This window comes from Nocardiopsis sp. iso_186, assembly GCF_056173365.1.
Genome location: NZ_JBWBUO010000002.1, coordinates 17,411 through 36,603 on the forward strand (window position 1 = coordinate 17,411; position 19,193 = coordinate 36,603).

Sequence of the window (19,193 nt, forward strand, 5' to 3'; positions counted from 1 at the left end):
GGATTCTTTTTGAAATGAACGCTGTTACCCGAAGCGCTTTTGTTTTGACGCGCGCGGCCACTCCCGCGCCGACCCTGCCTTAACCCCCGCCACCGGCCCACCGTGGCCCGGCAGAGCGCACCAGCCACGCGCAAGCCTGCCCCGACTCCCCGAATTAGCCCCGCAGGGCCCTGAGAACATTAAGGAATGCACCGCCATTCCCCGGGAAATCCCATACCCTGAGCGGGAATGAATTTTCGTCCGGGAGGATCCCCCTTGTGACTGCCACCGATGACCGCCAAAAACGCGGCCCCACCCCACCCACCACAAAGGCGCGGACCGGCGCGCGCCCCGCGCGCGCCGGCGCCTCCGCCGCCGCCAAAGCCGCCCAAGAGGCCGCGGCTGAACGGCCGCGCCTGCTGCTCGTGTCCGGGGTCGCGGCCGCGGCGGCCGCCATCGTGGGGTGGCAACTGGGTGGGTGGGTCCTCGCGGTCGTGCTGGCCGTGCTCACGGGAACGGCGGCCGGCCTGATCCAGCGCCGGCGCGGGGCGGCCGCGCGCTGGCGCATGGGAGCCGCCGGGGAACGCAAGACCGGCCGCTACCTCAACCGGCTACGGCGGCGGGGCTGGACGGTGCTGCACGACCGCCAACTCCCCGGAACCCGCGCCAACGTCAACCACCTGCTCATCTCCCCGGGCGGAACGGTCTACAACGTCAACTCGAAGGTCCGGCGCGGGGCGGTGCGCTACGACGCGCGGCGCCGCTACCTGCGCATCGGCAAAGGCAGCGGCTACCAGCTGGTGCAATCCACCCTCTTCGAGAGCGAGCGCATCTCCACCGCGCTGACCCGCGCGATCGGCCCCACACCGGTCATCAGCGTCCTGGCCGTACACGCAAGAGGCATCCCGACCTGGCATTCGATTGAGATCAAGGGTGTGCGCGTCTTGGCCGCACGCCGGGTCCGCAGGTGGCTGCAGAGCCGCGAGACCTCGGCGACCATGGGCGGCCGCGACGTCGCGGCCGCGTGCGAGCGCCTGTTTCGCCCCTACGTCCAGCAGTAACTAACCGAAAGAGAAGGCCCGGCCTCTTGGCCGGGCCTTCGTGTTGTTTGGCGTGGCGGTCCGGGGGCTGACCGCCACGGGTGGCGGCCTGACCGTGGCGGTCAGCTGGTTGACCGCGACGGTCAGGACCTGACCGTCGCGGTCAGGGGGTGAGGCTGCGCCAGGTGCACCGGCCGATCGTGTCGAACGGACCGGGATCGGGTGCGTGAATAGCGCGCCGCCGAACGGCCTCCAGGTAATCCTCCACCTGGCCCAGCGTCATGCTGGGGAGCACGCGGGCATAGGCCCGGCGTACCGCCTCCCGGGCCTGGGCCTGCGTGACGGGGCGCCCCTCGACGCAGAACTGGTCACCGTCGTGAGTGACGTGAGTGATGATCACGGGATGCTCCACTTCGGGGGCCTTCGCCCCGGACTGCGGCGGACAGACTGTCCGCCGTGGGGTGGTCGTTCAGAACAGGGTCGGGCCGACCGGTGGTGGGAGCCCGGCGCGGTGGGCGGTGCGCACGGCCTCGGCGACGTCGGCGCCACTGGTGTGGGCGGTGAGGATGGCGGCGCGGATGGCGCGGGCGCGGCCGGCCGGACCGCGGGTGTCGGCCAACGGCCCGCTCGTGCACCTGGACCGGTAGTCGCGGGTGTTGTCGCCTCTGCTGATCAACTCCCAATGGCTGTCGCGCATACAGCTGGCCTCGTCGCAGGTGTGGGCCACGACCAGGTCCTCGGCGATGTCGAGGTCCGAGAGCGGGCCGTGGGTCAGTTGCCACCCGTAGACATGGGCGCTGACCACCCGGCGCGCGCTCTCACGCGCCCCGTCCACGCGCAGTTTTCCGTGGCCCGTTGACGACAGGCTCCCGACCCAGTAAAGGCAAGCGAGCCCTTCGACGTGGGCGATTTTGGCGCGGTAGCGCTCCCGCACACCCGGGTCGGCGAGCCAGCGGCGCCACTCCGATACGGGTGCGGCCAGGTGCGGTCCGCGCCGGCGCGTGCGCCCCGCCGGGACCGGCGCGGGCTCGCCGAACAGATCAACCTGTTCGGTCGGGGGCTCGGTCACCGGTCGTCCAGGCGGGCCTGCAGGCGTTCGGCGCGCGCCGCGGCCGAGTCGTAGCGGTCTTCGGCACTGCGGGCGCGCTCCTCGGCGCGCTCGCGCGCCTGCTCGGCCTCCGCGCGGCGCTGGGCCTCGACCTCGGCCTCCTGGCGTGCGGCGCGGGCCTCGACCTCGGCCTGCTCGACCCGGCGCATGACCTCCTCGGCGTGACGCGTGGCCTCATCGGCGATGCGGCGCTGCTGGGATGCCTCGGCCAACGCGCTGTCGCGCTCGACGTCGGCGCGGTCGCGCTCGGTGTGGGCGGCGACCATGTCGCGCTGGGCCTGCTCGCGCGCGGCGGTCGCCTGGGCGCGGTCGGCCTCGGCCACGTCGGCGGCGTGGCGCGCGGCGTCGGCCTCGCGCTGGGCGCCGGCCTGGGCCTCGGTTGCGGCGTCGGCGCGCTCGCGCTCGACCCGCGCGGCCTGGACGGCCGCGTCGCGCTCGCCGCGCACGGTGGCGGCCTCCTCCCGCGCGGCGTCGCGCTCGGTGTGGGCGGTCGCGGTCTCGGTGCGCAACCGCCCGGCCTCGGCCTGAGCGGCGACCATGTCGGTGTGGGCGCGCTCGCGCTCGGCGTGAGCCTGGTCGGCCTCCTCCCGCGCCGTGGCCGCCTCAGCCACGGCCCGCTCGGCCTCAGCCTGAGCGGTGGCCGCGTCGGCGCGCGCGGTGTCGCGCTCCTCGCGGGCGGCGGCCTCGCGCGCGGCGGCGGTCTCGGCCCGCGCGCTGTGGGCGGCCGCCTCGGCCAACGCCTCGTCGGCCTGGCGGTTGGCGGCGGCGATGTCGGCCTGGGCCTCGGCGCGCGCGGTGGCGACGATCGCCTCCACCCCGGCCGGGGACGCCACCCCCTCCAGCTCGGTGCGCACGCCCTGGGCGACCTGCTCCAGGCGCTCCACCATCTCCCAGATGCGCGCCACCTGCCCCGGCAACCCCGGGCTGTTGCGCAAGCGCGTGCGTTCGGCCTTGGCGTCGTTGCGGCACGTGGCCGGCGGCAGGCAGTACTCGGGCGGCCGCCCCCCGCCGCCCGGTTTCACGCGGGGGATGGGGCTGGCGCACCACGCGCAACCCTGCGGCCAGTAGCCGTGCGGCGCCACCGACTCGGCGGCGGAATCAAGAGAGTTCGTCATGCCCCCATCCTATCAATTACTGGAATATTGTTTCTAGTATTCCAGTAATTACGGGATGAAAAATGCCGCTCGATGGCGGCGGCGTGTGCCCGGGTGTTTGTTCGGCGGGGTTTCGGCCGAACGGGTTCTGGGCGGCGCGGGCGGTGACTCGGTCCTGGGACTGGGTGGCGCCGGCGCGGGGAACGCGGTGGGTCGGGGTGGTCTCCTTCGGTCGTCGCGGCCGCCGCGGTGAGCGGGTCGGCCGACGGGGTGGTGCGTGGTCGAGAACCACTCTATCGCGCCCGGGCCGCTCGCGCGGGGACTTGCGGCTCACGCGGCCAGCAGCGCGGCGTGGGCGGCGGCGTGGTCGAACCGCCCGTCCTCTCGGCGCGGGTAGCGGGCCCGGCCCCGTTCGCGCCGCGCACGCAGCACCACGGGCGTGCGCAACAGCGCGACCTCCTCGCACCAGGCGGCGTGGGCCACGCGCTCGGCCTCGTAGCGGCGCTCCCGCCTGGCCCGCACACCCGTGGTGCCCAACCGCTCGGCGGCCGCCACCAGAGCGGGCTGCGGTGCCACACGCCACCGCGACGGGGCGGCCGCGACGACCCGGGTCCGCCCGGCACCAGACCTCGGCCTCGAACCGGCCGGGGTGATCAGGCCGTACTGGGCGAGTAGGGCCAGGTGAGCCCGGGTGCGGTGCAGGGTGTAGCCCGTCCGCGCAACGATCCGCTCAATCAGTTTTACGTCGTACAGGTGCACATTTCCCTTCGTCTCGGCCAGCAGAGCGGCGTAGGTGAGCTGCACATGCCTGCCCAGACCCGGGGCGTTGTGCGGGGAGTACTCCGCCCACACGTCCTCAGCCGCCAGTCGCAGACGTGCGCGCAGCACCTCGATCAGACCCTCCCGAGTCGGGGCCGGGCGAGCGGGACCCGGGGCGGGTTCCCCTTGTGTCCCACCCTCCACATTGCCTGTCTCCACGGGCCACTGGGCCCGGGGCACCAGCCGGTAGCGGGCGGCCAGCGTGCCCTCCGACCCCTGCGCCAGCACCAGGCGCCCGTCCATCCGCAGACGGCTCAGCGCGCGGTTCGCGGTGGACTTGCCCATCCCGCACGCCAGCGCCACCCGCCGACAGTCCACGTCCACCTCCACCTCCCCGGCCAGCAGCGCCTGCAGCACCACGAAATCCAAGACCTTGCGATCAGAGGGGCCGGCCGCGTTGCTCCACCCCGCGTCGGTGAGTGTGGCCTCGACCAGCTCGGCCGCCATGTCCACCAGCGGGGCCAGGTCCCGGGCCGCGCGCTCACCGGTGGGCGTCAGCCCCGCCGCGAACTCGATCGCCCGGCGCCACTGGCGCGCGAGGTGGGCGCGCGCCTCGGCCTCACCCCGCGGGCGGCGGCCGCCGCCCGCGGTGGCCTTCGTGCGCAGGTGCTCCCACCCCGGGGCGTGGGGCTCGGCCGCCACCAGGGCCTCCACGTCGGCCCGCGACCAGCGGGCCAGCGCCAGCTGGGTGAGGATGCGGGCCAGGTGCGCACTCGCGCTCTGATCCCCTGCACCCGCGTACTCGCCCGGGTGGGTGTCCAGCAGCCGGCGCGCGATGTCGGACAGGCCACGGCGCTGCCCGCGCAGGCGCATGGCCGCGCGGTCGATGCGGGCCTCCACCGCCCCGTCCTCGACCCTGGCGGGGGCGGGCTCCTCGACCTCGGGCAGCAGCGCGAGCAACGCCTCGAACCTCGCGGTCGTGTTGGTGGGGGTGTCGGCCACACTCAGCGCGTCCTCGGCGCTGATGCCCACCAGCTCGGCGCGGCCTCCCGCGCGGTGGATCGCCCCGGGGGGACGCACACATCCCGTGGCCGGGTTGAGCAGGGGGGAGGTGTCCAACGTCGGCAACCGGGCGGCGGCCGCGGCGGCGATGCGCGCCACCAGCTCGGGTGCGAGTCCCTGGTCGTCGAGGGTGGTGACCGGTACCCACACGTGGCGGCCGCCACCCGGACCGCTCGCGGCCACGAAGTAGGTGAGCCCCGCCTGCTGGAGCAGCTCGACCAGGGTCGCGGTGTCGGCCGCGACGGCCGCCCCGCCTCCCTCACCGTGGGCGTCCAGGTCGAACACCACCAGCTCGTAGGCGCCGTGGCGGCCGGTGAGGTAGAGGGCGTGCGGGGCCTCGGGAACAGCCGCGGTGACCGCGACGTCGCGCTCGTAGGCGTGCGCCCAACATCCGTCGCCGGTGCTGGTGCGGGTGTCCACGCGCACGCGGCCACGGGGTGCGATCCAGCGCACCAGCTCCGCCCACACGTCCTCAGCGGACTGTGGTGCGTGCTCGGAGGACAGGGCTGGCGGTCGCGTGACGGGATGGCTACTCTTCGTATCCGTCGGCTCGATGGGCGGGCAAGCGAGACCAAACCTGGGTGCGTCGGTTATGATGGCTCCGTCTGCTAAATGATCGGGTCTGGAAATCAGGTCTGCTAGTGGGCGTCGTAGGGCCGCACCTGTGGCAAGGGGCGCGTTCTACAGATCGAGGGAGCTGCTTGGCGGCGACTTCCTCGGTTACCTCGGTGCAGAACCGATTGGCGTCAGTTCTGCTACTTCAGTTGTGATGTGATCCCCGCCAGTGGTTGGGAGCCGTGAGGCGGGATCAAAACGTAGTGATGGCCCGGGCCCGGTGGCTCCGGGCCCTACGTGTATCTAGGCCGTTTTTGAGTTGACCGGATCTGCAAGTGGATCGACAGCGGCCAGCTCTTCCAGGTAGAGCGACAGAGACACCCCGCGGGCCTGGGCCGCACGGCGGTAGTGCTCGCGCACAGCAGGAGGTACTGCCGTCTGGAAGGAAACGAATTCCTTTGCGGAGACTCCCCCCGCGCGGCGGTTGCGCCGGGGCGCTGGGTTTGTCGATGACATGGAGATGATCATTCCACATGCGCCCTGCTTTTTAATGGAAAACACAGCGATCTGGTCCGATTGAATCGGGTTTTTTTCCAGCCAGATTTAGAACAGGCCCAGCCGGGCCGCGATCCGATCGGCGTCGGTGAAATCGGCCTGGGTGATCGTGGCCAGGGCCTGGTGGTTCATCACGCTTCCTCGCGGTGGGAGGGGGAGATGAGGACGCCGGTTTCGCGTTGCAGCCGGCGGGCCTCGACCAGCGCCTGGTAGAGGCGGTGAGCCTCCTCGGCGTACTCGGTGTCGGTCGCATCATGGGTCTGAAAGGCCCGGTCTCTCAAGCCCTCACTGAGAGAGTGCACGTCCACGAGCCGGCGCGGGTCCATACCAACGACCTGGGCCGGGTCGAGTACGCGCCATTGGGGGCGGGTGGCGTCCAGGTCGTGAATGAGCAGGGTGGCGGCGGCGATGGTGACGCCGGTGTGGCCGTCCGGGGCGGCCGTGACCTGTTGGGCCAGACTCACCAGACGGTCGCGCTGGTGGCCGGTGATCGGGAGCGTCAACGCGGGCGCGGGCGCCTGGGCGGGGGCGGGTGTGCCGGCAGAGCGCAGCCAGCGCAGGAAACGGGTCATGGTCGTGGTCCTCACTGGGGCAGCTGGGGGGTGTCGAACGTGACTGCGCAGCTCGGTGAGCTCGGCCAGGGCCTGGTCGATCCGGTCTCGGGTGAGCGCTCCGTGGTAGTGGAGGGGGTCGAGACCGGTGACCAGGATGCTGGCCCGGCCGCTGTCCTGGGCGAGGTATCCGATCCGCTCGACCGCGCGGCGCATGTACTGAGCGACGGCCTGGGAGTTAAGATCTCCTGTTCCGCGCACGATGAGCCCTGCGCGGGTCTCCAGGGTCTCGGTGAGGCTGGCCTGACTCATCTCGGCCTTCAGCTCGGACAAGCAGACTTTTTTGATCTCCTCGACGTTCTCCGCGGTGAGCGGGATCTGCCGAGCCCGGCGGGCCTGTTCTTCGCGGGCACGGGCCGCTGCGGGGTTGAGGAAGTCGATGATGCTCACTGCTTCTCCTGGTTTCTGGGGTTGATCGGGTGGCGGCCCGGAGAACGCCGGGCCTTCGGTCGAGCAGAGCTATTGGGTGCCCGCGAGTTCGTCCTCGACGACGACCTGGGCGCGCTTGAGCGCCCGGTGGAGTTCGTCCAGCGCGGCCGTGAGGCCCGGGGCCGGCTCCTCGGGTGCGGGCTCGCCTCCGGCCAGGGTCGCCTCGACCTCGGTCAGGGCCGTCTCGACCTCGGCCAACCAGCGCTCCTGTGCGGTGGTCGACGGGGTCCTCTCCTCACGGTCGATGCCCTGGGCGGGGCGGCCGGCGCGGGCGTTGGGCACGGCTCCGGGCCAACGATTGGCTGCGGACTGGCGCTGCATCCCGCCAACGGCGCGTCCGAGGTCGGCGTAGGTCACCGTGCCGGTGGCCCCGGCCTGGCGGGCGGCGCGGTCAACCTGCGCGTGGGCCTCGGCCTCCAGCAGGGTCAGCACGTGCATGAGGGTCAGCAGTAGGTGGGCGCGCTCGGGGGAGTCTCCCGTCTGCCTGGTGGCGTATGTCCGCGCGAGCTCGGCCAGCTCCCGCGCGAGCTCGCGACCCTGGCCGGGGGTGAGTGGTGCGTGCTTCATGAATGACAGTCTAGCCTGTCATTAAGAGAATGACAGGTGAATCTGTCATTTCCTCGAAGATTTCCGCGCAGCCGGCCGAATTAAAGCCTGCAACCTTTTATACGTGGGATAATCGCCTGCTATGGAGCGCAAACCCCTGAAGATCCGCACGTCGTCCCTGACCGCCGAGACCGTGCGCGAGGCCGCCGACTCGGAGAAGGCGCGGCTGCGCCGACTGGTGGGAGACCGGCTGCGTCGCCGGCTACTCGCCGAGGGCGCAGACCTGGAGACGCCCCTGCACGCCCTGCACCCGGCCGAAGCACGCCGACGCCGCGCTCTGCTACGCCAGTTCAAGACAGAGGTGCGCGCGGGGGCGAACATTCTGGCTTCGGCCGACGTGCTGGTGGAGGCCGCGCTCACCGCCGAGCTCCAGGCGCGCGGGTGGCTGGTGGGGCCGGTGCCCGCGCTGGAGCGGGCCATGGTGCCGCTGTCGCGCTGGCCCGGAACAGGGGGCGGGCGCGCCGGGGCGTGGAGCTCCGCGGTCAACGCCCGAGTGCCCACCAGCCTGTTGGATCGGACCCTGGCCCACTGCTGGGAGCACTCGGCCGAGGCGGTGGAGCGGGTGATCGCCTGGCGCGATCGCCACCCCCACCTCATCCACCGCACCCACCAGCCCGAGGCGTGGCGGGCCTACGACGAACTGGCGGCCGGGGTGCTCACCCCCGGCGATGTCTACCGGGCTGCGCTGCGCCGCATCACCCCGCCCGCCACCCGCAACGGCGCGGTCACCATCGCCACCATCGCCACCATCGGCCTCTCGGGCTGACCCCTGGGGGCTGCCCGGCGCGTCCGGGCACAGCCAGCCTTATTAAAGTCTGCATACATAAATAACTCCGGCTTCGCGCGCGAAAACCCCTACTCAGCAAGGCTTTCCAGTTAAGGTGGGGCACCCCTGGCCCCCAGGGGTGCCCCACCTTCGCGGGGGTCAGATGTGCTCGATCACGTAGGCGGTGTTCGCGACCGTCGTCACGATGTCGCGGGCGGCGTGGGCGTCTCCCAGCGCCCGGTGCTGTCCGCCGAGGGGGCCGGGGCGGCTGGTGTGGGCGGCTGCCCCGCGCCAGGCCATGGCGCAGGCCCACTCCCAGCGGGGCGCCGGCAGGCCGTAGCGGCGGCTGGCCTGGCGAATCAGGCGCCGGTCGAACGCGGCGTTGTAGGCGATCAGGTGCCTGGTAGCGGCGATCTCGCGCAGGCGGGGCCACACCTGGGGCCACGTGGGCGCCCCGGCCAACTCCGCTGCGGTGATGCCGTGCACGGCCGCCGCACGCCGCTCGACGGGGACTCCGTCGGGGGCGACCAGCGTGTCCAACAGCACCTCGCCGGTGTCGGCGGCGACCACGGCGATCTCGACCACGGTGGCCTGCGCCCCCAAACCGGTGGTCTCCACGTCCACGACGACGGCGGCGCCGGGGGCCAGGGCGCGGCGCGCGGCCGCGATGGCCCGGTGGGCGGGGGTGGCCAGGTCCACCCAGCGCCGGTAGGGCGCGGCCGGGTGCGCGGCCAGGTCGGCGCGCAGCAAGGCCGGGTCCGGGTTGCCGTCGGGGTGGGGCGGCCAGTCCAGGTGCCAGCGGCCAGAGCGCGGCCGGTAGGCCACCGTGGCCTCCACCGCGTGGCGCCGGCACAGGTGCGCGGCGAAGGATTCGATGACGGGCCCGGGCGGTGTGCGCATCCCGGGTGTGGCGGCCACGGCGGCCACCGTCTCCTGCGGGATCGCAGCAGTCTGGGCCCGGTCGTAGAGCACGTGCCCCTCGTAGGTGGCCACCGGGTGCAGGTGCCCCTGGGCGACCAGGTCCTCGACGTGGCCAGCACGCACCGGCCACCCGGTGCGCTGAGCCAGCGCGGCCGCGGTGCGCAGGACTCCTACCGGACGCAGAGCGGACTCCTCCATCGTTCCTCATCTCCTGGGGGTGTCCAGGATGCCGCCCCGAACCGGTTCTCCGGGACAGTTTCGACGGATCGAGGGTCACACAGGCCAGATCTCGGACCGACCCACCATCTCAATTTTCAACACTTGTGTTGACAAATTCAATACTGGCATTGAATATAGAGGTGTCGCCAACGAAAGGAACCGGAAATGGACTGGCAGGACATGAGCAAGGCACAGCAGAACAAGGCCCGTAAGATGTCCGCTGAGCTCAACGTGACCGTGAGCCAGGTCGCCAAGAACTGGGACGACGTCACCGCCTACACCAGCGGAGAGATCACACACGCCGAACTGTGCCAGCGAGCCGGCTGGGAACCGCCCACCTCACAGGACCCCCTCACCACCGAGCTGGCCGCGTTCGCCGCCGAAGTCACCAAACTGCCTGCGCGGCCACCCGTGCAGCGCTTCCGTGAAGTTGAGCGGCTGCGCCACCAGATGCAGCAGCTCTCGGTGAAGGTCCGCACCATCGCGGTACGCGAGCTGATCACCGCTCACGGCGGGGGACACGGGTCCACCACAGCCGCAGCCAAAGAGCTCGGGGTGACCAGCGAAGTCGTGTCGCGGTTCGTGCGCGGCAAGACCCCGGCGCAAGAAGCAGCCGAGCACGTCAACGCCCTGCTCAAGAAGGAGAAGTACAGCACCCTGTTGAGGGCGCTCGCGCAGGGAGACACTCTCCTACTGGAGCCCAAGAGCAAGCTGGCGGACAAGAACCCCATTGAGCGGTACAACGTGTTCGGGGGGGCTCTGGATCTCCTGAGGCAGGAGGGCTACGCGTCCGACCCTCTGGACTTCGACGCGATCGAGAAATCGCCCTGGGAGGGCGTGGCCCTGGACCTGCCCAGCTAACCTGTCGCAGGAATAAGAAAGGTGGGGCGCCCCCGGGGAGCGGGGCGCCCCACCTTCACGTGGGGGCAGGTAGGCATCAGCGGGGCAGCAGTGCGCGGGCCTGGTCGTAGAGTCCGGGCCGGGTGGGCAGTCGCAGACCGGTCGCCCATGCGGGCGGAGCCACGGCCAGCGCCGCGCGGATGCGCCGGTCCCGGCCGGGCTGCAACAGCAGGACCCCGACCGCGCTGTCCAGGTTCGTGAACAGCGCGTCTACCCCGGGTTCGCCCTCGGCGCGGTGGCACATAGCGATGCGCAGCGGATCGGGGGCCAGCACGGGACGTTCGACGAGAACGGTGGCGTAGGCGGCGGTCAGCGCGTGCACCGTGGTGGCTCCGACCCGGATGATCTGCTCGCGCTGGGCCAGCTCGCGGGCCCGGTCGCGCGGGGTGTAGGCGGGTGTGCCGGAGGTGGGCAGGCGGCGGGCGAACGCGCGGCCGAGCGGGTGCGGACGGCGGGTGGGTGTGGTCATGGCGTGGTCCTGAGCTGTGGTTCGGGTCCGGGCCGGTGGAGTCCCCTCCTCACGCAGGGGAGGAGTACCGCGCGTGGTCACGGAGGGGAGGACGGATCTCCGTGCTGGCGTCTGCGCAGTCCCTGCTGGGAGGTGTGAGGAGGGAACACCACCGACCCGGCGGGCGGCCGGGTGTCAGATGGGTCGTCCCATGCGCCGTAGATCGGCGTGGGCGGCGTCTCGGTCCAACGGGCGGCCCTGGATCTGGGCGCACATCGCGTGCAGGTTCATGACGTGGCGCTGAGGAGAGGCCGGCCAGGCGTCCAACGTCCCGCTGGTGCGCAGCCCCGCCTCCGTGGCGCGGGGGCTCACGCAGGTGGCGATCGCGGAGCGCGCGGCCCGGTCCAGGTGGCGCAGGTACACCAGCCGGCTGCGTACCGCCCGGCGCAGTTCGAGACTGCGCAACACCGTGCCCGCGGTGCCGAGGGCGGTGGCCACGGGCAGCTCCAGCAGCCACTCGTAGGCGGCCACCGCGCGGGCGGGGGCCAGGTGCTCCAGGGAGGGGGCGCCTGGGGCCAGCAGGTCTCCGGCGATCAGCAGCCCGGAAACGGCATCCCACACCAGGGTGGTGGCGGTGCCGGTGCGATAGACCCGGGCGCTGAGCCCGGGCAGGGCCATGCCCTCGGCGGGGACGTGGGCCGGGGTGATGCGCTGGGCGTGCTGGGGCACGCGCTCGGCCAGACCAGCGTCGGGTCCGGTCCACACGACCGCAGTCACGGGATGGGCCGCGTGGGGTCCCCATGCCCGGTGCAACATCTCCTCGGCCTCGACGGTGCTGAGCCCCGCGTCCACGAGAACGAGCTCGCCGTCCTCGGTGGTGAGCACGGTTGCTCCGGGGCTGTCTCCGGCCCACGTGCTGGCCCGGCCGGGCAGAACGGTGAGCAGGTCAGCGGAGCGGGGCGGGAGCGCGGGGGCTGTCATCTGTGCGGCCATGGCTGCCTCCTGGTGCCTGAGTGGTGGGTGGTGTCGCTCTGCACTCAGACGACCACACGCAGGAAAGGCCGTCATCACCGATAAACGGGACGAAAAACCCTTGACCAGGGGATTCATTGCCCCTATGGGGGTTAAGCTGGATTAACTCGCGGATACGCTCTCTTTAGCCAGAAGCCCGTATTTGACGGCAATCGAGCGTAAAGTAAAGAACGCCTTGACCTTTTCCTGAACCTACTTCACCGGCTTTACGAGGTAGATTTTCCAGCTTCCTTTGCCCCTTTACCCGGCCTTGACCCCACAGATGTTGACCGGGACCTATGGTGCCCGAAAGGGCAAGGAGGGCTAGATGGGAATCCGACCTGAGATCTTGAAGTACGTCCAGGCAGTCCACCAAGAGCGGCATTTCGGCAGAGCAGCGGAAAGGTGCTACGTGTCATCCACACGAATGTCTGAGGGAATATCCACTCTGGAACGACAACTGGGGGGCCAGATTTTCGTCCGGGGCGGCAAACGCCCGGTGGTCCCGACCCCGTTCGGCCGGCAGGTGATCGCCTACGCCGAACAGATGACCCAGGCGCTGGACCGACTGCCCAGTGCCGCGCGCGGCGATGATCCCGGGACCGACCAGATCGCCGTTGGCTGGCTGGGTACCGGCCTGGGCGAGTCGTGGCCGGCGATCGTGACCGCGTGGCGCACGAGGTTCCCGAACACCAAGCTGGTGCACGTGCCCATCAACGGGCGCAACCACGACACGCTGTTGGACATGCACCTGGCCGACCTCACCATCCAGTGCCTCTCGGGCAGCGAGGGGTCCCACATCCGCACCCACACCGCCTACACCACGCCGCGCGCGGTCGTGGTACCCGCGCACTCGCCCCTGGCCGCTGCCGACCAGCTGGATCCCGGGGACCTGGCCGACGAGACGTTCCTGTATGCCCACATCCCCGCCGCGCTGCAGGCCACCTGGGATGACCTGCCCATCGCCGAGGGCTCGCGGGTCGCCGAGATCACCGATCCCGGGGAGGTGGCCTCCTCGGTAGCCGTGACCGGGCTCATCGCCAACCACTCAATGGCGGCGGCATCGCTGGCTGTCCCGGGGACCGTGTTCATCCCGGTGAGTGGCCGTGAGGTGGCGATCGGCACCGCCTCCCGGGCCGACGACGACCGACCCGCGCTCACGACCCTGCTCGACATCATCCGCATCTTCGAGACACCCGCCCCCACACCCACCAGCTGACCTCGATACCGCGGGTGGCCGCGTTCGCCCGCACCTGCCCCCTGCCTTGGGGGATCCTGGGATCCCCCACGAACAGGAGACGAGACGGCATGAGCACCCCCGACAGCGACCAGGACACGGTGCAGGTGAGGCTGCGCGGCGGACCCCGCGACTGGCACAACGAACTCCTCGACGTGGCGGCCGCCGACCTGGCCCACCCCGACGCCGTCGGCACCATGCTGATTTCCGCGCACGCGCCCGACGTGAGGATTGAACTGTGGGAACTGGTTCATGACGCCGGCGCGGGCGGCTGGTCGGCCGCACCTGTCCGGGACTGACCAACCACCTCCCTGCCCGTCTGGCAGGGAGGTTCTGCGTTCTACGAGCGGGGCGCGCGCACGGTGGTGACAGTCTCTCCACTCACCCACGGGGCATCGACCGGGCCCTTGACGTGGGGGTGGATCCACTTGGGCTTGTGCCGGTCCTGGGAGGGATACCACTGGTTGCGCCAGTGGCCGCGAACGACGAACTTGACTCCCAGAGCACCGCCCGGCTTGCTCGACGTGCTGCGGGGGCGGTTCAGGTTGACCAGGCGCACTGCGGGCAGGGGTCGGCCGCGCTTGGCCAGCGTGCGCGCCAACCGGGTCTTGTCGGGGGCCTCGTCACGACCATGGGTGAGGTCTTGGCCCATGAGCAGCCACGTGGCCACCAGGGTTCGGATAAGCGGCTCTACCCACTGGGCCCGATACACCAGCGAGGGGTCCTCGCCAGCTGTCTGGCTGAACCACTTCTGGGGGTGGCTGGTGAAGGGCAGCACCGCCTCGCGCTCGAAGCTCAGCGGGAAGAAGACCTTGGCGAACGCGGCGCGCTGGCCGGGCTCGGTCAGCGCCGCGCTCAGAGCGCCCATTGAGGAGTAGGTGTAGAAGGACACCCACACTGTGGAAGCCGGGCCCTCGGAGGTGGGGGTGAACGGGCCCCACGCACACGCCACGACCGGATCGGCGTCTGGGCTGGTGGTGTCGTCGGCGGTGGCGATGGAGGCGCCCCATGCCAAGAAACCGTGTCGGGCGGGCAGATCCTCGGGCCGTAGGGTGAAGTCGGGCAGGCTGGCCCCGGCGTGCAATGCCAGGCGGGTGGCGTCCTCGGAGATGTGGAACAAGTCAGCCGACGCCACCCGGTGCGCCTCAGCCTTCGCCAAGACCGTGGCTTTGTGATTGCGGGGGAGGTGCCTCCATTTGGGCGGGGTGTAGAACAGCCGCTCGCCCAGTACCTGTGGCTGGTGGTTGAGTCCTCCTCCGGTGTCGTCGGTCATGCCCATGATGCTGGCCCACATCGTGGGACCGGTTTCCTCCAACCAACGGGCCAGGCCGTGACGCAGCTCGGGCACCTGCCTGGCCGCGACAGGGGAAGGTTGGGGGTCGTGGGCGGGGGGTGCGGCGTCGGCCACGTAGGGGTCCCTTCGGTAGATGTAGCGGGTACGTTGCGCTGCGACCGGATAGTAAGCCGTTCACCGGTCGCGGTGTGAGGCGTTTGGACCATTCACCGGTCCACGGTCAACCCCTCCACCGCGCGGGTCTTGTCCGCCTCGCTCGGCAGGGTGTAGCGGCGGGTGGTGTTGATGTCGGCGTGCCCCATCAGCTCGGCGACGGTGACCAGGTTGACGGGGCCGGTGGCCAGGTCGCCGCGGCCGCGCACCAGATCGGTGCCGAAGGTGTGGCGCAGCACGTGCGGGCCGAACGCCTCGCCGTCGTCGGCCGGCCCGATCCCGGCCGCCGCACCCAGAGTGGTGACCACCGCGTTCGCGGTCCTGGTCGACAACCCTGCGCCGTCTCGGTTGCGGATGAGCGGGCCTGAGCTGGGGCGGCCGAGGTCGTCCAGGAGCGCCTCCAGGCTGGTGCGCACCTCGGAGTGCAAAGGCACGCTGCGGTTCTTGCCGCCGAGTCGGCCCTTGCCGCGCACGCGCACGCTCCCCTTGCGCGCTGACAGCCGCACGTCGGCCACCTCCAGGCCGGTGATCTCGGCGACGCGCAGTCCGGCGTAGTAGGCCAGGTGGCAGATGACCCGGTCGCGGGGGCGTGCGTCGCGGGCCACGGTGCGCAGGAACCGCAACAGTGTGCGGGGCGGTAGTGCGCGGGGAGCCGTGGGTCGGGCGACGTGCTCGCGTTCGACGACCGGTCGGCCCGACCCGCGCAGGGCGAAGAACGCCTCGATCGCGGCGATTCGGTTGTTGATGGTGGCCGCTCCCAGGTGGGTGCCGCGGGGGCTCCGCTGGTTCTTCAGGGTGCGGCGGTAGTCGCGCACCGCCCAGTCCCGGGCGGCCGCGTCGGTGAGCGGGTCGCCCTCGACGGCGTCGGCCTGGCGGGCCTCGGCCAACCAGACCAAGAAGGAACCGGCGTTGCGGGCGTACTTGTCGCGGGTGCCGGTGCCCAGCTCGGTGCGCGCGGCCAACGCCTCGACGAACCTCCGGTGCTCCTCGGCGAGATCGGCCGGCAGGTCGAGAAGTTGGCGCGGCCGCCCGGTGCGCGTGTTTCCAGAAGTCGAATCGGGGGTCTGTTCTCGACCAGAGGTCGTGTTTCCAGAAGTCATGTCGAGAGTTTACTTCCGGAAATGACGATTTCCAGAAGTTGGCCCGCTACGCGAGTGCCCCGGACCTGTTGCGCATCGGCTGCTCCGGTGATCAGAGATCAGGCCACCTCTGGCTGGCTCCAGACCCGCCGTTGCAAAGAGGATCTGGCTTGCGAATGGGCGACTAGGGGATTTTTGTAGTTTTCGGTTACCATCGGCGCTAGATTGATGTCGGGTGTGGAAAGCGCTGTTGATCAGCGGTTTCATAAAAAAGATGGCCCACGCTTCGCCGCCAAGCATCCGCGTGGGGCATTCCCTGCCGATACCTGGATAGTCCAGCGGTCCGGAACACGGCGAAGGGGGCGAACGACTTGGTCGTTCGCCCCCTTCGTTACATCACTGCGGTCTTTACGATGTAGATCAATGACCGGTGGGGTGGGGGAGAGATGCCTACTCCATTCCGGCCAGGTACTGCTCGTCTCCGATCCTCTGCCAGAGGGCGTCCAGCTCCACCGCCCACGACAGCTCGTCAACCGCGCACGAGACCAGGGAGAACAGGTCCTCGCGCTGGGCCTGCATCCCTACTTGGATCGCCGCTACACGCCACCCTCGATAGGCCACTGAGAACCGCATCCGCGCGCTGTTCCACTGCTCCTGGGCAGCGGCGTACTCGTCGCTCATATGTCCTCCCTGGTCGGGGCGTCGCCTGGGCGCTTCTTGCAGGTCGGCGCATCATCGCACGGTGGACTCCTCCGCTGCCAGACTCACCTGGTGATCGCCTCACCGGAGCTCCACCACACGGCGGCCACGACCTGCGCGCGGGAGAGCAGCAGCGCACGCCACCGGTGAGCAACCCGCGCACGTCGCCGGCCCCGGTCTCGGACCGGTGCGCCGATCCCGCCGCGCACCTGCCACCACCACACGACAGAGTCGCGGGATCGGTGTAGCGGGATCCGAGACAGACCTGGGCCACGGCCGGGCGGAAGACGCCGGGCCAGCGGGGTGGGCGCTCGCGGTGGTGCGGGGCCTCAGATGGTGTTGGCGGTGATGAAGCCGCCGGCGACCTGGTGGCGTTGGGCGGCGGCGGTGATGGCGGGCATGGCCTCGACCCCCCATCCCAGTTCGATGTGGCCGATCACGACCAGCACCAGGCCCTGCTCGATGGAGGTGTCCAGGGCGGGCCAGGTGATCATGTCCCCGTCGTAGACACGCACCCCATCGGGGTCGGTGACGGTCAACCGCCCGTGGCCGATCGTGGCGTTCCAGTCGTCAACGAACGCCGGGGCGAACTCGGCCTCGATCAGCTGCAGTCCGGCGGTGAGCAGAGAGTCCAGCGCGGCGGCGCGCAGCTCCTCGACCAGCCCATCGGCTCCCAGGTCGATGGCGATCAGGGGGACGCTGTCTCCGCTGGGGGTGGGGATGAGGGCGGGCTGGGCGGTGGCGACGTCGGGCATGGGGGCGACACTACCGGCGCTACTGCGCGGCCGCGGCGGGTTCGCGGGGGTTCACAGGACGGTCTGGGGTCCGGTGCCCAACCCCTCCCATCCGGTAGCGGTGGGGGCGGGGCGCAGGCGGGTGTCGATCTCGGCGACCAACAGCGCGGCGTCACCGGCGTCGGCGACCAGCGGCTGGCGGGTGTCAGCCCACCGCCAATACAGCTCTCCCGCCCCGGTCAACGGAACAACGAGTTCGACTCGGCCCTGCTCGCCGTGGATGCGGGGTGTGAGCAGCAGTGCGAGGTAGGGCCCGGAGTCGCGGGGGACGGCGTTGTAGCCGCGGTGCCATGCCTCGGCGATCAGGCGTTTGGCCAGGTCCTGGACCCGGTGGGGCTGCCACAGGGCGATGAGTCCGAGGTGGGTGCGGCGCAACACCTCCGGGGCGACCCCCGGCGGCGGGGTTTGTCTACTGGAGGGGGGTTTGACCTGCGGTTTTCTGGGCGTCATGCCCTGACGGTAGATCCGCAAGGCCTTCGTGCTGTTTCTGGTTGAAACAATCCAAGCTTGACTCCTGTCTCAGGTGATGCGCATCCGCGCACCCAGCGCGCGCAGGGGCTCGGGCAGATCCCGGCGCGCGTCGATGAGGTGTGTGGCCGTGTGGCGGGCGCTGGGGTGGTAGCGCACCATCTGCGGCGCGACCTGTTCGGCGGTGATCAGGCGCTGCAGGCAGCGTTGGGGTTGGCCGCTCTCCAGTAGCGCGCGGGCGATGTCGATGTGGTGGTGGGCGGTGCGCTCGGCCGCCAACCCCACGAACGACCGCTGGCTCATGGCCGCGTCGCGGCGTAGGGCCTCGTCGTGGTCGGCGAGCTCCACCGCGACGGCGGCGCCGTGCACCGCGACGTTGACGGGCCCGAACTGCAGGGCGTAGTAGTCCAACGCCCGGGGGGAGACGGTTTGGGCGATGTCGTGGGCGCGGCCGTGGTGGTCCCACGCGTCGTGGGCGCGACCGGCGCGCGCGCACAGCATGGCCGCGCGCAGCTGCAGGGCTCCGGCGACCGCGCGGGCGGCCGGGGTGGTGGCCTCCACCTGGCCGGCGGCGCGCTCGACCATGGTCAGGCCCTGCTGCCACCCACCCGCCCCCATGATCAACAACGCGCGTGACAGGCGAACGAGGTGACGCAGGTTGGGGTCGGACGCGCGCTCGGCTGAGGCGGCGGCGCGCTCGACGGCGAGTGCGGCCAGGTCGGTGTAGCCCAGCCTCCTCGCCAGCGAGGCGGCGATGGCCTGGGCCGCGTTGAGCACGGTCCACGCCCGGGGGTCCTCGGTGTCCAGGGCCTGGACGGTTGCCTCCTCCAACACCGCGGGCAGCCGGGAACCGACCCGGGTGTGTTGGGCCGCCTTGGCCAACCGGCGCAGCGTGGCGATCTCGCTCTGCAGTTGGGGGAGTGTGCGCGGGGGTGCGTCCAGCTCGGGGGGCACCTCGACGTAGGACAACGCCAACCTGATGTCGGGGATGGCGGCGTGGACCCGGTCCTCGGCGGCCGTGTCGCCCCGGTAGGGCTGGCCGTTCAGCTCGGTCGGATCGACCCGCAAAGCGCGCGCGGCCGCCGAAACGAAGGAGGGGCTCGCTACGCGGTGGCCGGTCTCGACCAGGGCGACCATGGACCGGGTGTAGGGCATCGACTCGGCCAGACCGGTCTGGGTCAGGCCACGGCGTTTGCGTGCGCGGGCGATGCGGGGGCCGACACTGTCGTGGCGGGGGTGGTCGGACATGAGGGCCTCCCGGGAGTCGTTCTGAGCTGGCTGCCGGTTCCAGGCTAGCCACCTGGGGGGCGGCACGCTGTGACTCAGGCGGTATCGGTGTGTGCCTCCAGTGGTGGCATTGGTGGTGCAATGCTGTGGCGGTGACCCCCGAAGAGGAGAAGAGACGG

20 protein-coding genes are annotated in these 19,193 nt (G+C 70.9%); 5 read left to right on the forward strand and 15 right to left on the reverse strand.

Features of this window, described 5'->3' with window-relative positions; all coding sequences use genetic code 11:
• The first annotated feature begins 257 nt into the window (after positions 1 to 257).
• Positions 258 to 1,040 carry a nuclease-related domain-containing protein gene (locus tag AC0VYP_RS24385; protein WP_475474448.1) on the forward strand — a complete coding sequence of 261 codons (783 nt, stop codon included), beginning with the start codon at positions 258 to 260 and terminating at the stop codon, positions 1,038 to 1,040.
• Positions 1,041 to 1,182: 142 nt separating this feature from the next.
• Here AC0VYP_RS24385 and AC0VYP_RS24390 read toward each other — a convergent pair whose 3' ends face one another.
• From AC0VYP_RS24390 to AC0VYP_RS24415, 6 genes are all read right to left on the reverse strand, one after another.
• Entirely contained in the window at positions 1,183 to 1,419 is a 237-nt protein-coding gene (locus AC0VYP_RS24390) for a hypothetical protein (protein ID WP_475474396.1), read from the reverse strand.
• Positions 1,420 to 1,488: 69 nt separating this feature from the next.
• On the reverse strand, positions 1,489 to 2,088 hold the full coding sequence (locus tag AC0VYP_RS24395; RefSeq protein ID WP_475474398.1) for a hypothetical protein: 600 nt from the start codon (positions 2,086 to 2,088) through the stop codon (positions 1,489 to 1,491).
• Complete coding sequence (locus tag AC0VYP_RS24400; RefSeq protein ID WP_475474399.1) at positions 2,085 to 3,242, reverse strand: hypothetical protein; 1,158 nt, start codon at positions 3,240 to 3,242, stop codon at positions 2,085 to 2,087. The genes AC0VYP_RS24395 and AC0VYP_RS24400 overlap by 4 nt, the downstream gene beginning before the upstream one ends.
• 309 nt (positions 3,243 to 3,551) lie before the next feature.
• The gene (locus AC0VYP_RS24405) at positions 3,552 to 5,495 is read right to left on the reverse strand and encodes a hypothetical protein (RefSeq protein WP_475474401.1); all 1,944 of its coding nucleotides are present in this window, start codon (positions 5,493 to 5,495) and stop codon (positions 3,552 to 3,554) included.
• A 788-nt stretch (positions 5,496 to 6,283) separates the two neighbouring features.
• Positions 6,284 to 7,153, reverse strand: coding sequence for a hypothetical protein (locus tag AC0VYP_RS24410; RefSeq protein WP_475474403.1), 870 nt, complete (start codon positions 7,151 to 7,153; stop codon positions 6,284 to 6,286).
• Between the two features lie 69 nt (positions 7,154 to 7,222).
• Positions 7,223 to 7,759 (reverse strand): hypothetical protein, encoded by a 537-nt coding sequence (locus AC0VYP_RS24415; RefSeq protein WP_475474405.1) that lies wholly within the window; start codon positions 7,757 to 7,759, stop codon positions 7,223 to 7,225.
• Positions 7,760 to 7,880: 121 nt separating this feature from the next.
• On the opposite strand from AC0VYP_RS24415, the gene AC0VYP_RS24420 reads away from it, so the two are divergent.
• Entirely contained in the window at positions 7,881 to 8,564 is a 684-nt protein-coding gene (locus tag AC0VYP_RS24420) for a hypothetical protein (RefSeq protein WP_475474407.1), read from the forward strand.
• Between the two features lie 159 nt (positions 8,565 to 8,723).
• Here AC0VYP_RS24420 and AC0VYP_RS24425 read toward each other — a convergent pair whose 3' ends face one another.
• The gene (locus AC0VYP_RS24425) at positions 8,724 to 9,683 is read right to left on the reverse strand and encodes a 3'-5' exonuclease (protein WP_475474409.1); all 960 of its coding nucleotides are present in this window, start codon (positions 9,681 to 9,683) and stop codon (positions 8,724 to 8,726) included.
• Positions 9,684 to 9,869: 186 nt separating this feature from the next.
• Between AC0VYP_RS24425 and AC0VYP_RS24430 the strand changes: the two genes are divergently transcribed.
• Positions 9,870 to 10,565 (forward strand): hypothetical protein, encoded by a 696-nt coding sequence (locus AC0VYP_RS24430; protein WP_475474410.1) that lies wholly within the window; start codon positions 9,870 to 9,872, stop codon positions 10,563 to 10,565.
• A gap of 76 nt (positions 10,566 to 10,641) precedes the next feature.
• On the opposite strand, the gene AC0VYP_RS24435 is transcribed toward AC0VYP_RS24430, so the two are convergent.
• Positions 10,642 to 11,073, reverse strand: coding sequence for a hypothetical protein (locus tag AC0VYP_RS24435; protein WP_475474411.1), 432 nt, complete (start codon positions 11,071 to 11,073; stop codon positions 10,642 to 10,644).
• Positions 11,074 to 11,247: 174 nt separating this feature from the next.
• The gene (locus tag AC0VYP_RS24440; RefSeq protein ID WP_475474412.1) at positions 11,248 to 12,045 is read right to left on the reverse strand and encodes an MBL fold metallo-hydrolase; all 798 of its coding nucleotides are present in this window, start codon (positions 12,043 to 12,045) and stop codon (positions 11,248 to 11,250) included.
• A gap of 346 nt (positions 12,046 to 12,391) precedes the next feature.
• Between AC0VYP_RS24440 and AC0VYP_RS24445 the strand changes: the two genes are divergently transcribed.
• Together AC0VYP_RS24445 and AC0VYP_RS24450 are read left to right on the forward strand one after the other, a co-directional pair.
• Positions 12,392 to 13,282, forward strand: a complete 891-nt coding sequence (locus AC0VYP_RS24445) for a LysR family transcriptional regulator (protein WP_475474414.1) — start codon at positions 12,392 to 12,394, stop codon at positions 13,280 to 13,282.
• Positions 13,283 to 13,371: 89 nt separating this feature from the next.
• Entirely contained in the window at positions 13,372 to 13,599 is a 228-nt protein-coding gene (locus tag AC0VYP_RS24450) for a hypothetical protein (RefSeq protein WP_475474416.1), read from the forward strand.
• A 41-nt stretch (positions 13,600 to 13,640) separates the two neighbouring features.
• On the opposite strand, the gene AC0VYP_RS24455 is transcribed toward AC0VYP_RS24450, so the two are convergent.
• The 6 genes from AC0VYP_RS24455 to AC0VYP_RS24480 all read right to left on the reverse strand — a co-directional run bounded on the left by AC0VYP_RS24455 (position 13,641) and on the right by AC0VYP_RS24480 (position 19,035).
• Positions 13,641 to 14,708 carry a hypothetical protein gene (locus AC0VYP_RS24455; protein ID WP_475474418.1) on the reverse strand — a complete coding sequence of 356 codons (1,068 nt, stop codon included), beginning with the start codon at positions 14,706 to 14,708 and terminating at the stop codon, positions 13,641 to 13,643.
• Between the two features lie 92 nt (positions 14,709 to 14,800).
• Positions 14,801 to 15,847 (reverse strand): tyrosine-type recombinase/integrase, encoded by a 1,047-nt coding sequence (locus AC0VYP_RS24460; protein ID WP_475474420.1) that lies wholly within the window; start codon positions 15,845 to 15,847, stop codon positions 14,801 to 14,803.
• 429 nt (positions 15,848 to 16,276) lie between these two features.
• Entirely contained in the window at positions 16,277 to 16,507 is a 231-nt protein-coding gene (locus tag AC0VYP_RS24465) for a hypothetical protein (RefSeq protein ID WP_475474421.1), read from the reverse strand.
• A gap of 347 nt (positions 16,508 to 16,854) precedes the next feature.
• Positions 16,855 to 17,280 (reverse strand): hypothetical protein, encoded by a 426-nt coding sequence (locus AC0VYP_RS24470; protein WP_475474423.1) that lies wholly within the window; start codon positions 17,278 to 17,280, stop codon positions 16,855 to 16,857.
• A gap of 51 nt (positions 17,281 to 17,331) precedes the next feature.
• The gene (locus AC0VYP_RS24475; RefSeq protein ID WP_475474425.1) at positions 17,332 to 17,769 is read right to left on the reverse strand and encodes a hypothetical protein; all 438 of its coding nucleotides are present in this window, start codon (positions 17,767 to 17,769) and stop codon (positions 17,332 to 17,334) included.
• A gap of 69 nt (positions 17,770 to 17,838) precedes the next feature.
• Entirely contained in the window at positions 17,839 to 19,035 is a 1,197-nt protein-coding gene (locus tag AC0VYP_RS24480) for a helix-turn-helix domain-containing protein (protein WP_475474426.1), read from the reverse strand.
• Positions 19,036 to 19,193 lie beyond the last annotated feature (158 nt).